The organism is Promicromonospora alba, assembly GCF_042654905.1.
GTDB classification, from domain to species: Bacteria; Actinomycetota; Actinomycetes; order Actinomycetales; family Cellulomonadaceae; genus Promicromonospora; species Promicromonospora alba.
Genome location: NZ_JBHSFI010000005.1, coordinates 926,275 through 939,183 on the forward strand (window position 1 = coordinate 926,275; position 12,909 = coordinate 939,183).

At 71.1% G+C, this 12,909-nt stretch carries 12 protein-coding genes; 1 reads left to right on the top strand and 11 read right to left on the bottom strand.

Annotated elements, in window-relative coordinates; all coding sequences use genetic code 11:
- Nucleotides 1–15: 15 nt before the first annotated feature.
- The 5 genes from ACFO6V_RS19090 to ACFO6V_RS19110 all read right to left on the bottom strand — a co-directional run bounded on the left by ACFO6V_RS19090 (nt 16) and on the right by ACFO6V_RS19110 (nt 4,845).
- Nucleotides 16–768, bottom strand: coding sequence for a DUF2017 family protein (locus ACFO6V_RS19090; RefSeq protein WP_377137976.1), 753 nt, complete (start codon nt 766–768; stop codon nt 16–18).
- Complete coding sequence (gene clpS, locus ACFO6V_RS19095) at nt 765–1,073, bottom strand: ATP-dependent Clp protease adapter ClpS (protein ID WP_116674082.1); 309 nt, start codon at nt 1,071–1,073, stop codon at nt 765–767. Before clpS ends, ACFO6V_RS19090 begins: the two co-directional genes overlap by 4 nt.
- Nucleotides 1,074–1,200: 127 nt before the next feature.
- Nucleotides 1,201–2,649 (bottom strand): nicotinate phosphoribosyltransferase, encoded by a 1,449-nt coding sequence (locus tag ACFO6V_RS19100; RefSeq protein ID WP_377137978.1) that lies wholly within the window; start codon nt 2,647–2,649, stop codon nt 1,201–1,203.
- A 91-nt stretch (nt 2,650–2,740) separates the two neighbouring features.
- Nucleotides 2,741–4,546: a DEAD/DEAH box helicase gene (locus tag ACFO6V_RS19105; RefSeq protein ID WP_377137980.1), complete on the bottom strand. Its 1,806-nt coding sequence runs from the start codon at nt 4,544–4,546 to the stop codon at nt 2,741–2,743.
- Nucleotides 4,543–4,845, bottom strand: a complete 303-nt coding sequence (locus ACFO6V_RS19110) for a DUF3039 domain-containing protein (RefSeq protein ID WP_357505934.1) — start codon at nt 4,843–4,845, stop codon at nt 4,543–4,545. The genes ACFO6V_RS19105 and ACFO6V_RS19110 overlap by 4 nt, the downstream gene beginning before the upstream one ends.
- A gap of 136 nt (nt 4,846–4,981) precedes the next feature.
- On the opposite strand from ACFO6V_RS19110, the gene ACFO6V_RS19115 reads away from it, so the two are divergent.
- Nucleotides 4,982–6,370 (top strand): AAA family ATPase, encoded by a 1,389-nt coding sequence (locus ACFO6V_RS19115; protein WP_377137983.1) that lies wholly within the window; start codon nt 4,982–4,984, stop codon nt 6,368–6,370.
- A 51-nt stretch (nt 6,371–6,421) separates the two neighbouring features.
- Here ACFO6V_RS19115 and nagB read toward each other — a convergent pair whose 3' ends face one another.
- From nagB to ACFO6V_RS19145, 6 genes are all read right to left on the bottom strand, one after another.
- Nucleotides 6,422–7,201, bottom strand: a complete 780-nt coding sequence (gene nagB / locus ACFO6V_RS19120) for a glucosamine-6-phosphate deaminase (RefSeq protein ID WP_377137985.1) — start codon at nt 7,199–7,201, stop codon at nt 6,422–6,424.
- Nucleotides 7,201–8,265 carry an ROK family protein gene (locus tag ACFO6V_RS19125; protein WP_377137987.1) on the bottom strand — a complete coding sequence of 355 codons (1,065 nt, stop codon included), beginning with the start codon at nt 8,263–8,265 and terminating at the stop codon, nt 7,201–7,203. Before ACFO6V_RS19125 ends, nagB begins: the two co-directional genes overlap by 1 nt.
- Nucleotides 8,265–9,116 (bottom strand): carbohydrate ABC transporter permease, encoded by an 852-nt coding sequence (locus ACFO6V_RS19130; protein ID WP_377137989.1) that lies wholly within the window; start codon nt 9,114–9,116, stop codon nt 8,265–8,267. Before ACFO6V_RS19130 ends, ACFO6V_RS19125 begins: the two co-directional genes overlap by 1 nt.
- Nucleotides 9,113–10,063, bottom strand: coding sequence for a carbohydrate ABC transporter permease (locus tag ACFO6V_RS19135; protein ID WP_377137991.1), 951 nt, complete (start codon nt 10,061–10,063; stop codon nt 9,113–9,115). Before ACFO6V_RS19135 ends, ACFO6V_RS19130 begins: the two co-directional genes overlap by 4 nt.
- Nucleotides 10,064–10,201: 138 nt before the next feature.
- Nucleotides 10,202–11,494, bottom strand: a complete 1,293-nt coding sequence (locus tag ACFO6V_RS19140) for an extracellular solute-binding protein (RefSeq protein WP_377137993.1) — start codon at nt 11,492–11,494, stop codon at nt 10,202–10,204.
- 102 nt (nt 11,495–11,596) lie between these two features.
- Complete coding sequence (locus tag ACFO6V_RS19145) at nt 11,597–12,748, bottom strand: ROK family transcriptional regulator (RefSeq protein WP_377137995.1); 1,152 nt, start codon at nt 12,746–12,748, stop codon at nt 11,597–11,599.
- Between the last annotated feature and the right edge of the window lie 161 nt (nt 12,749–12,909).

Genomic DNA, 12,909 nt, shown 5'->3' on the forward strand with positions numbered 1-12,909 from the left:
CCCGGCCCGCGGTCCTCAACCCGGCGGACGCCGCCCCCGCAGCTCGCTGAGCATCACGTCCATCAGGGTCTCCTGCGCGTAGCCCGCGGCGACGAACACCCCTGACCAGAAGCGCCGGGCCGCACGGCCGTCGGTCGCCACGGGGATCTCACGACCGGCCTGCCGGTCCCACATGATCTCGTCGGTGAGCTGCATGACCTGCTCGTCGGACTTCAGCCCGAGCCGCTCGGCGATCACGAGGCGCACGTCCGTGAGCGCCCCCGCGAACTGCTCGGCGTCCTCGCGCGGCACCCGCACCGGCGGCGGGGCGCCGTGCCGGCCCAGCGGGGAGGGCGCGTCCTCACCCGTCGGCAGGTCGAGCAGCGCGGCGAACGCCTCGAGCCGGTCCACCTTCGCCTGGGCGACGTCGTTCTGGGTCAGCCGGCGGAACTCGTCGGCGATGTCCGAGTCGTCCTTGCTCGCGTCCGGCAGCAGCCGCCGGGCCGCTGGATCGGTCGGGATGCGGCCCACCCCGGTCACCCCGGTGAGCCGGGCCAGGTCGGCGTCGGTCAGCTCGTCCGGGGCGAGCAGGCCGTTGGCCCACGCCTGCCCCTTGCCCGGGCCGGCGTGCGCCGAGAGGCCCGAGATGTCGTCGTCGGGGAACAGGTCAAGGCCTGCCTCCTCGCGGAGCATGTCCGCGACATCGCGCGCGACCCGAGCCAGGACGACCCGTTCCACCGGCTCGAACCTGGCCTCGTAACCCCGCCGCATGGCGCGGAACGGTGTCATGCGGCTCCCCGCGCGCCCGACTCCTGCAGCGTTGCCCACAGACCGAACCCGTGCATCGCCTGCACGTCCACCTCCATGCGCTCGCGCCCACCGCTGGACACGACTGCGCGACCGTTCTTGTGCACCTGAGTCATGAGCCGTTCTGCCTTGACGCGCGGGTACCCGAAGTAGCTCTCGAAGACGTACGTCACGTACGACATCAGGTTCACCGGGTCGTTCCAGACGATGGTCACCCACGGGTCCGCGACTCCCGCGAGGATGTCCGTCTCGGTGTCCTCCTCGACGGCCGTCCCGGCTGACCCCATGGGCGATAGCAGCGGCGGTGGGGAAGAAGTCACAGGTCTCACTCTAGGCGGTTTCGTCCCTCGGCTGGACACTCCTGTCCAAGATTTTCGCGAAGTTGTCGCCTGGCTGTGACCTCGCGCCTCGCGCTCAGTAGTGGAGGTCGTCCAGACGCAGGTCCACGGTCGGGATCGCGGGGTCGCCGTCGGACAGCCGGCGTGCGCTGCGGGGCAGCTCGGCACGCACCATGCCGTGGTTGATCGCCGCGTTCGAGACCCCGTACGGCCCCACCCAGCGCGAGTCGACGGCGCCGTCGACGACCATCGGGGCGAGCAGCGGTCGCAGGTCGTCGCTCTGCGGCGTCCACTCGGCCACCGCGGTGTCCGGGCCGGTCACCATGATCTCCTCGATGGCGTGCCCGTCGCGGCCGTAGCGCCGGGCGGCGGCCTTGCGCCCGCCCACCGACGCCTTGTTCGCGGACGCCTTGGCCACGGGCTGGAGCACGCCCGACGAGTCGGCGCGCGCCACGAGCTTGTAGACCATGCCGCAGGTCGGCGCGCCGGACCCGGTGACCACCGACGTCCCGACGCCGTACACGTCCACGGGCGCGGACGCCAGGGACGCGATCGCGTACTCGTCGAGGTCGGACGTCACGACGATCTTCGTGTCGCGGGCGCCGAGCTCGTCGAGCTGCCGGCGCACCTCCTGGGCCAGGCCGCCGAGGTCGCCGGAGTCCAGGCGCACGGCGCCCAGCCCGGTGCCCGCCACCTCGACGGCGGTCGCCACGCCCTGCTTCACGTCGTACGTGTCGACGAGCAGGGTGGTGCCGGGGCCCAGCGACGCGACCTGCGACGCGAACGCGTCCCGCTCGGTGTCGTGCAGCAGCATGAAGGAGTGCGCGGCGGTGCCGATGGTGTCCAGCCCGTACCGCATCCCGGCCTCGAGGTTGGACGTGCCGGCGAAACCGCCGATCACCGCGGCCCGCGCGGCCGCGACGGCAGCCTGCTCGCTCGCGCGCCGCGAGCCCATCTCCAGCACGGGACGCCCGCCCGCCGCGCTCGTCATGCGCGACGCCGCCGACGCCACCGCCGAGTCGTAGTTCAGGATCGACAGGATCAGGGTCTCCAGCAGCACCGCCTCCGCAAAGGTGCCCTCCACCTGCAGCACGGGCGATCCGGGGAAGAACACCTCGCCCTCGACGTACCCCTGGATGGTGCCGGAGAACCGGTAGCTCGCGAGGTAGTCGAGCGTCCGGCGGTCGACTATGCCGTTCTGCTCGAGGTACGCCAGCTCTGCGTCCTCGAAGACGAAGTGTGGCAGCGCTTCCAGAACGCGGCCGGTCCCCGCCAGGACGCCGTACCGGCGGCCTGCGGGCAGGCGTCGCGTGAACACCTCGAACACGCAGTGCCGGTGCGCGGTGCCGTCCGCGAGCGCCGCCTGGAGCATCGTCAGCTCGTAGCGGTCGGTCAGGAGCGCGACCGACGGACGCACCGACGGCAGGGGTGCTGCGGGCAGCGGCCGAGGCTCTTCGACACCGTTGTCGAAGGCAGGCCACGAGTCTGTGAGCGAGGCGCCGATGCCCCGAAGCTCGTCGGTCATGCACTCACGGTAGGCCAGCGAACCCGTCTGGGCGGCGCGAACAGGGCCAAGGCGGCATCTTGTCTCAACATGCGGATCGTGGCGCTCCCCACTACTTCTGTCCGACGAACCAGCGCCGGACCTGAGCCACGCGCGCGGCGAGCTGGTCGGCGGTCGCGAGCGGCACCTCAGGCCCTCCGCACGTGCGGCGCAGCTCGGCGTGCACCATGCCGTGCGGCTGCCCGCTGCGCTTGGCCCAGGCCGAGACGAGCTTGGACAGCTCCTTGCGCAGCTCGGCCGCGCGGCGGTGCTCCTGCTCCGACCGGTCGACCTCCGCCTGGCGGGCGGTCGGCGCACCCCCGCGGGCCTTGAGGTGGTCCGCCTGGCGCTGGCGCAGCAGGGTCGCCACCTGGTCCGGCTCCAGGAGCCCGGGCAGGCCGAGGAAGTCCTGCTCCTCGGCGGAACCGAGGTCGGCGCTCGTACCGAACTCGCCGCCGTCGAACAGGACCCGGTCGAACGAGGCCTGGGCCTCCAGCGCCTGGAACGAGCCCAGCAGCTCGCTCGACGCCTTCTCCTCCTTGTTCGCCTCCGCGACGAGCGCGGCCTCCGGGTCGTACTCGATGCCCTGTTCCTCGGCGGTACGCGGGCGGTCGAGCGCGTGGTCGCGCTCCTGCTCCATGGTGCCCGCGAGGTTCAGCAGGGGCGCCACGCTCGGCAGGAAGATCGACGCGGTCTCGCCGCGCTTCCGGGCACGCACGAACCGGCCGATCGCCTGCGCGAAGTACAGCGGTGTCGAGGCACTGGTGGCGTACACGCCGACGGCGAGGCGCGGCACGTCCACGCCCTCCGACACCATGCGCACGGCCACCATCCAGCGGTCGTCGCCCTGCGCGAACTCCTCGATGCGCCCGGACGCGCCCTCGTCGTCGGACAGGACGACGACCGGGCGCTTGCCGGTGATCTCGTGCAGGTGCTTCGCGTAGGCGCGCGCGTTGTCCTGGTCGGTGGCGATGACCAGGCCACCGGCGTCGGGCACCGTGCGGCGCACCTCGGTGAGCCGCTTCTCCGCGGCCGCGAGCACCGACGGGATCCACTGTCCCTCCGGGTCCAGGGCGGTACGCCACGCCTGGCCGGTCATGTCCTTGGTCATGGCCTCGCCGAGCCGGGCGCTGACCTCGTCGCCCATCTTGGTGCGCCAGCGCATGTCACCGGCATAGGACATGAACAGGACGGGGCGGACCACGTGGTCGCGCAGCGCCTCGCCGTAGCCGTAGGTGTAGTCGGCCTTCGAGCGGCGGATGCCCTCGCGGTCGGCCTCGTACTCCACGAACGGGATGGCGGAGGTGTCGCTGCGGAACGGGGTGCCGGTGAGCGCCAGTCGGCGGTCCGCCACCTCGAAGGCCTCGCGGACGGCGTCGCCCCAGCTCAGGGCGTCACCGCCGTGGTGCACCTCGTCCAGGATCACGAGCGTCGGCGCGGCCTCCGTGCGGGCACGGTGCAGCGCCGGCTTGGCCGCCACCTGAGCGTAGGTGAGGGCCACGCCGTCGTAGTGCGAGCCGTGCCGGCCCTGCGAGTTCTTGAAGTGCGGGTCGATGCGGATGCCGACACGTGCGGCGGCGTCGGCCCACTGGGTCTTCAGGTGCTCGGTGGGTGCGACGACGGTGACCCGCCGGACGATGCCCTGCTCGAGGAGCTCGGTGGCGATGCGGAGCGCGAACGTCGTCTTGCCCGCGCCGGGCGTGGCGACGGCCAGGAAGTCCCGCGGATTCTTCTCGCGGTAGAGCTCCAGGGCCTCCGCCTGCCAGGCGCGCAGACTCGACGCCGTGCCCCAGGGGGCACGACGCGGAAAGGCAGGGCTGAGCGACGATGCGGCCGCAGACGACGGTGTGTGGGGCAGCTGCTGCGGCTGGCTCGTCACTTGGTGGAGTCGCCCTCGCCGCCGTCCTGCGGGTCACGAAGACCCTCGTAGATCTCCTTGCACCGGGGACAGACCGGGAACTTGCCCGGATCCCGGCCCGGGACCCACACCTTTCCGCAGAGCGCGATCACTGGCTTGCCGCTCAGAGCGGACTGCATGATCTTCTCCTTGCGCACATAGTGCGCAAAGCGCTCGTGGTCTCCGGGTTCGGTCTCCTCCCGGGTCTCCTCGCGCTCGAGGACGCTCGTACCGCCCTGCGTGCGGGGGTCGTCCTGCGGGTTCGAGAGTGGTTCCGTCATGCCGAGAAGTCTACGCGGGACCACCGACAGCCACTCCAGCGGGACACGCTCAGGAGCAGGTCCGGGACCCCCTCGGAGTGATCGGGTCGCGGAAAGGCTTGCGGTGGTGTCGGTGACCACGGCTATAACTGTCTGCATGTCACATCTCCACCCCGAGAGGAGCCTCACCCTGCCCGACGACGGCGCCGCCTCCGACCTCGCCGACACCCTGGCCACCACGCTGACCGACGACCTCCCCGAACCCGACTGGCCGGACTTCGGCGACAACGACGAGGCCGCGCGCCGCGCGGTGGCCGCCGTGGCCGCCATGCTCGGCCGCCCCATCCCGGAACGCCCCAAGGACCCCCGCTCGTCGAGCGAGTGGCTCGCCCGCAGGTGGGACGTGGACGAGAGCGCGCTGGTCAACGTCTCGCGCGACATGTCGCGCACGCTGCAGCGCCTGCACGCCTACGCCCTCCAGCGCTGGGTGGAGCGCCACCCCGACGACGTCGCGGTGTTCGGCCCCGGCGGAGCGCCGCAGCGCGCCGCGCTCGACCTCGGCAACGGCACCTCCGTGAGCGTGCCCGCCGTGGCCACCGTCCTGTTCCCTGCCGGGTCCGCGTACGAGACACCCGTGGCCGTCGAGGTGGCCTACCGGTACGGAACCCCGACGGTCACCGCATTCGCCCCGCCCGGTGGCCTCGCCCTCGCCGAACGGGTGCTCGCCGACCTGACCCGCACGCTGGAGGACGAGCACCCCTACCGTGGCGGCGTGCTGTCGGCGCGGGCGTCGACCGGTGCGGTGGAGCTGACGCCGGTCAAGCACACCGTGCAGGTACGCGGCGACGTCGTGCTGCCCGCCGACCTCTGGCGCGAGGTGGACCTGTTCTGCTCGAGCGTCACCACCCGCCGCGACGCGCTGCGCGCCCTCGGCCACACGACCTCGCGCGGGCTCCTGCTGGCCGGCAAGCCCGGCGTCGGCAAGACCAAGCTCACGCGCGTGATCGCCACGGAGCTCGCCGGACCGCTCACGGTGGTGCTCGTCACCGCGGAGGTGCTGCGCACCTGGATGACCGAGCTGTACGAGGAGATCCGCGGTCTGGGCCCGTGCCTCGTGGTGCTGGAGGAGATCGACTCGGTGGCGTCCAAGGGCTCGCGCGGCGACACGTCGTTCGCCGAGTTCCTGGACGCCCTGGACGGCACGCGCAGCTCCGACGACGTGCTCACCGTCGCCACCACCAACGACCCCGAGGCGCTGGACCCGGCGGTCAAGCGCCCCGGACGCTTCGACACCATCATCGAGGTGCCGCCGCCGGACCAGGCCGGACGCACGGAGATCCTGCGGCTCTTCCTGCCGCCTCAGGCCCCGGTCGACATCGCCCTGGTGGCCTCGTACCTCGACGGCGCGACGGGTGCCGACCTGCGGGAGGTCGCCCGCCGTTCGATCCTCGAGCACGGACCCGACGGGCTGACCACCGACCGGGTCACCGACGTGGCGACGTCCGGCCGGTGGAAGCCAGCACCGGTGGCGGGCAACTACCTCTGACGGGCACCCACCTCTGACGGCCGGCGCCCCGGCTGACAGCGGCCCCGACGGTCAGAGGCCCTGCCAGTCGGGCTTGTCGGCGTACGTCTGCCGGTAGTAGTCGGCGAGCTGCAGGCGCGACGCCGCCGCGTCGTCGACCAGCACGGTGGCATGCGGGTGCAGCTGCATGATGGTCGCGGGCCACATCGCCGAGATCGGGCCCTCCACCAGCTGGTGCACCGCCTCTGCCTTGGCGCGCCCGGACGCCAGGAGCACGAGGTGCCGCGCCGACATGATGGTCGCGAGGCCCTGGGTGAGGCAGTGCCGGGGCACGTCGTCGACGGACCCGCCGAAGAACCGCGCGTTGTCCTCGCGGGTCTGCTTCGTCAGGGTCTTGATCCGCGTGCGGGACGCGAGCGACGAGCCGGGCTCGTTGAACGCGATGTGGCCGTCCGTGCCGATGCCGAGGATCTGCAGGTCGACACCGCCGGCGTCCGTGATGCTCGCCTCGTATGCGGCGCAGGCGGCCTGCAGGTCCGCCGCGAGGCCGTCCGGCCCCTGCACGGCCCCGGGCGCGAGGTCCACGCGGGACGCGAACTCCTTCTCGATGACGTTGCGGTACCGCTCGGGATGGTCGGCCGCCAGGCCCACGTACTCGTCGAGCATGTACGCCCGGGCGCGCGCGAACGAGAGGCCTTCCTTGTGCCGGCGCACCAGCTCGTCGTACACCACGAGCGGCGACGAGCCGGTGGCCAGCCCGAGCACCGCCTCGGGATTGGCCCGGACCAGCCGTTCGACGGCGTCCGCCGCCAGCCTCGCGAGCTCGCCCGGGGGCGCGATCACGACCTCCATCAGCTTCTCCTTCCCAGGACGGCGGCACCCACCGCCGCGACCGGAACGTGCGTCGGTGCGAGCTGGACCCGCTCCGCCAGTCTGAGCGACCCGAGGAACGGCGACACCTTGGCCTGCTCCCGCAGGGCGTCCTGCACTGCGTCCAGCAGCTCGGTGCCGAGCTGGGCCACACCCCCGCCGAGCACCACGTGGCGCACGTCGGTGGTCAGTACCAGCAGCCGCACGGCCGAGGCGGTAGCGGAGGCGAACCGGTCCTTGACCACTATCGCCTCCTGGTCGCCCGCGCGGGCCGCCTCGAACAGCTCCACCGGCGACGGCTTGCCGTGCCGCGACGGCCACGCCGCTTCCAGCGCCTTGCCCGACGCGAACCGTTCCAGGCAGCCGCGCTGCCCACAGGGGCACTCCGGCCCGAGCGGATCCACCGGGACGTGCCCGATCTCGCCGGCCGCCCCGCTCACGCCACGTCGCAGCTGCCCCTCGAGCACCAGCCCGGACGCGAGGCCCGTGCCCAGCGCGAGGAACGCGAGGTCCGCGTGGTCGTGCGCGCCGCCTGCCCGGTCCGCCGAGCGTTCGAGCACGTGCGCCGCACCGACGGCTGCCACGTTGAGGTCGTTCTCGACCACCACCGGCACACCGCCCAGCTCGGCGGACAGCAGCTCGGCGAGCGGGAGCTCGTCGTCGTGCACGCCGAGGTTGACCGCGTGCTTCACGGTGCCCGACCGGTGGTCGACGATGCCGGGGATCCCCAGCCCGACGCCCGCCACGTCCGCGAGCTCCACCCCACCCGACGCCACGACGTCGCGCACCGCCTGCGCCGCACCGGCGACGAGGCCGTCGGCGCCGTGCACGGTCGTCCGCCGCACGGTGCCGACCACCTCACCCTCGGGGTCGAGGAGCGCGCCGAGGATCTTCGTCCCGCCGATATCGAGGCCGACCGTGTACGCGGGCGCCCGCCCGGACCCCGTCCGGGCGCTCCCCTTCCGCTTGCCGACCTTTCCCATCCCAGCCTTTCGCTCGCTGGGCTCGCCCTGGACGGACGTGCCCGTACCGGACCTGCTACCCATCAGCCCTTCACCGCGCCGGAGACCAGACCACCGGTCATCCGGCCCTGCACGATCAGGAAGAAGATCACCGCGGGGATCGCGATGAGCACCGAGGCCGCCATGACCGCTCCCCAGTTGGTGGCCTGCGTGGCCTGCACGAACGTGCGCAGCCAGAGCGGCAGGGTCATCGCCTCGGGCCGCTGCATGATCACCAGCGCCGTGACGAACTCGTTCCACGCCTGGATGAAGGCGAACACGCCGGTGGCGACCAGACCCGGGGCGAGCAGCGGGAACGTGACCCGCCAGAACGCACCGGCCCGGGAGCACCCGTCGATCATCGCCGCCTCCTCCAGCTCCTTGGGTACACCGTTCACGAATCCGCGCAGCGTCCAGATGGTGAACGGCAGGACGCCGGCCGCGTACACGAGCGTCAGGCCGATGATCGTGTTGAGCAGCTGCCAGCCGTCGATGATCCGGAACAAGGAGATGATCATCGCCTCTCCGGGGATCATCTGGACCACCAGGATCAGCACGATGAACGTCCGGCGGCCCTTGAACTGGAACCGGGTCAGGGCGAGCGCGGCGACGAACCCGACGACCAGGGCGATCACGAGGGTCAGGAACGTGACCCCTATCGAGTTCAGCACGGCGGGCGCGAAGGGCGCTCGTGGGCTGAGGATCGCAGCGCGGTAGTTGTCCAGCGTGAACACGTCCGGTGTGGGGAAGAACGCGAGGTTCTCACCACGGATCCGGTTGTTCGGCAGGAACGAGGTGCTGACCATCCAGTACACGGGGAAGGCCGAGAGCCCGAAGACCATGAGGGCCAGGACGCCGAACCCGGTGTCGGCGAGTCGCTTGCGGATCTTGATCACAGCTCTTCCTCCCGCAGCGTGCGCCGCACATAGGGGTAGGCGATGGTCAGCATGACGATCACGAAGATGACGCCGATGGCGCTCGCCACGCCGTAGTGCCCCTGGGCCATACCCATCTGGTAGATGTAGACGCCGATGGTGCTGGTCAGCTCACGGTCACCGCCGATGTCCTGCAGCACGAAGACCTGCGTGAAGAGCTTCAGGTCCCAGATCATCGACAGGACCACGAGCACCGTGATGATGGTGCGCACGTACGGCAGCTGGATGAGCCGGAAGCGCTGGAACGCGTTCGCGCCGTCGAGCTGTGCGGCCTCGATGACCTCCTCCGGGATCTGCGTCAGGCCGGCGTAGAGCGTGAACGCGACGAACGGCACGGCCCCCCACACGACGATGCACGCCACGATCACGAAGAAGGACAGCGGGTCGAGCAGCCAGGAGTAGCCGAACCACCGGTCCCCGGTGATCGCGGTGAGGAGGTTGTTGACCACGCCGTACTGCGTGTCGAAGAGCCAGCCCCAGACGGTGGTCGCGGCCAGCGACGGCATGGCCCAGGCGAGCAGCAGGCCGACCGAGACCAGGAGCCGCATGGCCTTGCCGACCCGCATCATGAGCAGGGCCACGAGCATGCCGAGCACGATCGTGACGACCACCAGGACGACCATGAGCACGAAGCTGCGCGCCAGCACGGTCCAGAAGCCGTCGACGTCGGTCAGGATCGTCGTGTAGTTGTCGAACCCGACCCACTCGGCGGGCTGACCCATCAGCTGGGCCCGCTCGTACTCCTGGAACGACATCAGGACCAGGCGGACGAGGGGGAAGCCGGTCAGCACGCCGAGGATGACCATCGCGGCCGACAGCAGGAGCCAGGGCAGGTACGGGGGCCGGCGCTTTCTCTGCCGGATCTCTTGGCGCGGTGGCGCCGAAGGTTCGAGAAGTGTGGTGCTCATGTCCTGTCTTCCTCGGAGGCGGCCGACAACCTCTCCCTCGAAGAGCGGCCGCGAGCATCAGGCGGGCAGTGGTGTCCCGCCCCGCCCGGGTTTCTGGGGTCGCACCGGGCGGGGCGGGAAGTGGTGCTGACTCGGCGATCAGCTGTTGAGGATCTCCTCGATGTCCGCGTCGAGCTTCTCCGCGACGGTCTTCACGTCCTCGCCCGAGGCGATCTTGGTGAAGGCGCTCTGCAGCAGCATCTTGGACTCGACGTCGGCCCACTTCGGGGAGGCGGGGGTCAGCTTGGCGTTGGCGGCTGCCTCAGCGGCGGCCTTGCCGATCGACGTCGTCTGGTCGACCTGCTCGAAGAGCGAGGTCTTGGCCGGGAACAGGCCGATGCCGGCGAGGATCGTCTGGTACTCGTCGCTGAGCAGGATCTCGTAGGCGCTCATCGCGAGGTCCGGACGAGCCGACTTCTGCGCGATGGCGATGTTCGAGCCGCCGGCGAACACCTGCGCGGCGCCGCCGTCCTTGCCCGGCAGGGCGAGGCCCTCGAGGTCCTTGCCGTACGTGGAGGCGCAGCCGGGCACGCCCTCGGGCTCCTCCGGCTCCTCGGGGGCGTTGATGGACCACTGGATCCAGCTCGGCGCGGAGAGGAAGGCGACCTTGCCCTCGCAGAACGGCACCTGGAGGTCGGTCTCCTGGGCGTCGGACGGGGCGTTGTTGCCCTTGGTCATGATCTCCTGGACCTGCTCCAGGCCGGCGAGGCCGCCCTCGGAGGAGAAGCCGGCGTCCCACGTGCCGTCCTCGGCCTGCTCGGCGATGTAGCCGCCGTTCTCCCAGATGAAGGGCAGGGCGTTGTACCAGTCCTGGCCGGGCCAGTAGACGCCGGACAGGTCGTCAGTCTTCAGGTCGACGGCGGTCTCGACGTACTCGTCGAGCGTCGTCGGCACCGGGGTGTCACCGAGGACCTGCTTCGAGTAGAAGACCACGCGCGAGCCCGAGTAGTACGGCAGGGCGTAGTGCTTGCCCTCCCAGTCGCCGGCCTCGACGAAGCCCGGGATCAGGTCCGAGCCGCCCAGGGTCTCGAACTCGTCCGCGGTGATCTCGCGGAAGTAGCCCGCCGAGGTGAACGCGGCAGCCTGGGTGTTGCCGATCTCGACCACGTCGGGGGCGTCCGAGCCGGACAGCGCCGTCGTGTACTTGTCGACCAGCCCGTCCCAGGCCTGCTCCTCGATGACGAGGGTGCTGCCGGGGTTCTCCTCCTCGAAGGTCTTCTTGAGGTAGTCGCGGGCCTCGGGCGGCGTGTCGGTGCCGACGAGCCAGACCCGGACCTCGCCGGGGCCGGTCTCCTCGGGGGCCGCAGCGCCGCCCGCGTTAGCGCAGGCGCTGAGTGCGAGCGTCAGGGTGATCGCCGACGCCGCAGCGCCGACAAGACGGTTTCTGTTCACGTTTGTATTCCTCCCGGGATACGACTGTGTGTCGCGGTGCGTGGTGATGGCTCGAGTGGAAGCTCGATGTGACGCCTGCCGCCGACACGTGAACAGTGCTGTTCACGAGACCCCCAGCTGGGCGGAAAGCACGAGGACGGCGGCGCCCGCCAGCACCACGTCCTCGTCGAGTGCGGCCATCCGCAGCTGCAGGCCCGAGTTGATGGCCGGCATGGTGCGCTGACGGATGGTGTCCAGCGCGGCCTCGCGCAGGGGGCCGTCGAGCAGGTCGCGTGGACCGCTCAGCAGCACCTCCGTGAGGTTGAGCGCGCTGACGACCGGGGCGAGGGTCACACCCAGCACCCGGCCTGCCGACGCCAGTGCGGCGTCGGAATCTTCTGGGGTCTTGTCCGCGATCGCGCGCCGCAGCGCCGGTACGGACAGGACCGTCTCGAGGCAGCCCACCCGGCCGCAGGCGCACTCGCCGTGGTCGACCACCGTGACGTGGCCGATCTCGCCGGCGGCGTCGCCCTGGCCGTGCAGCCGCACGCCGTCGACCACTATGCCCGCGCCGACACCGGCGCCCACCGTGACCACGAGCATGCCGGAGCTGCCGCCGCCGTACGTGAACTCGCCGAGCGCCGCCGTGTTGGCGTCGTTCGCCACGTGCACGGGCAGGCCCATCCGGTCGCCGAGGATCTCGGCGAGCGGCACGTCGTACCAACCGCGGTTGGGCGCCTCGACCACTCGGCCGTCCAGGTCGATGATGCCGGGCGAGCCGACGCCGACGCCGATCACCGGGTGGACCGCCGCGGCTACCAGCCGGCGGACGAAGCGGGTGAGCAGGTCGACGAGCTCGTCACCGGTGCGCCCGTCGATGTCCAGCTGGCGGCGCACCATGATCTCGCCGGTGAGGCTGAGGACCGCGCCGCGCATGCGGCCGTACTCGGTGAGGTCGACGGCCACTATCTGGTAGGCGTCCGTACGGAGGCCGACCAGGATCGCGGGCTTGCCGACGCGCTGGCCGGGTCGCGTGCCGAGCTCCTCCACCAGGCCCTCGGTGATGAGCACCGAGACCAGGTCCGAGATCGTGACACGGGTGAGCGAGGTCGCTCGTGCGAGGTCGGCCCGGGACGTGGGCCCCTCGTGGAAGAGGTGCTGGAGCACCAGCGACCGGTTGTGCGCCCTGGCGTGCTCGGGGAGCACCTTGGACGTGGCGCGCAGGCGTGCGCCGAGCCCTCGCCCGGTGCCGTTCCGCTCTGTCGTCGTCGCCATGTTTGTTAGTAGACCTCCTTAACAGAGTCGCTGTCCATCACCCGGAGCGGCCCGTAACAAGACTGTTACTTGGGTCACGTTGCTCCTGGTCGCCGGACGCACTCCGTCACCGTGTGCGGATTACTTCACGTACTTGACGAATCCGAGCCTGCCGTACCTGG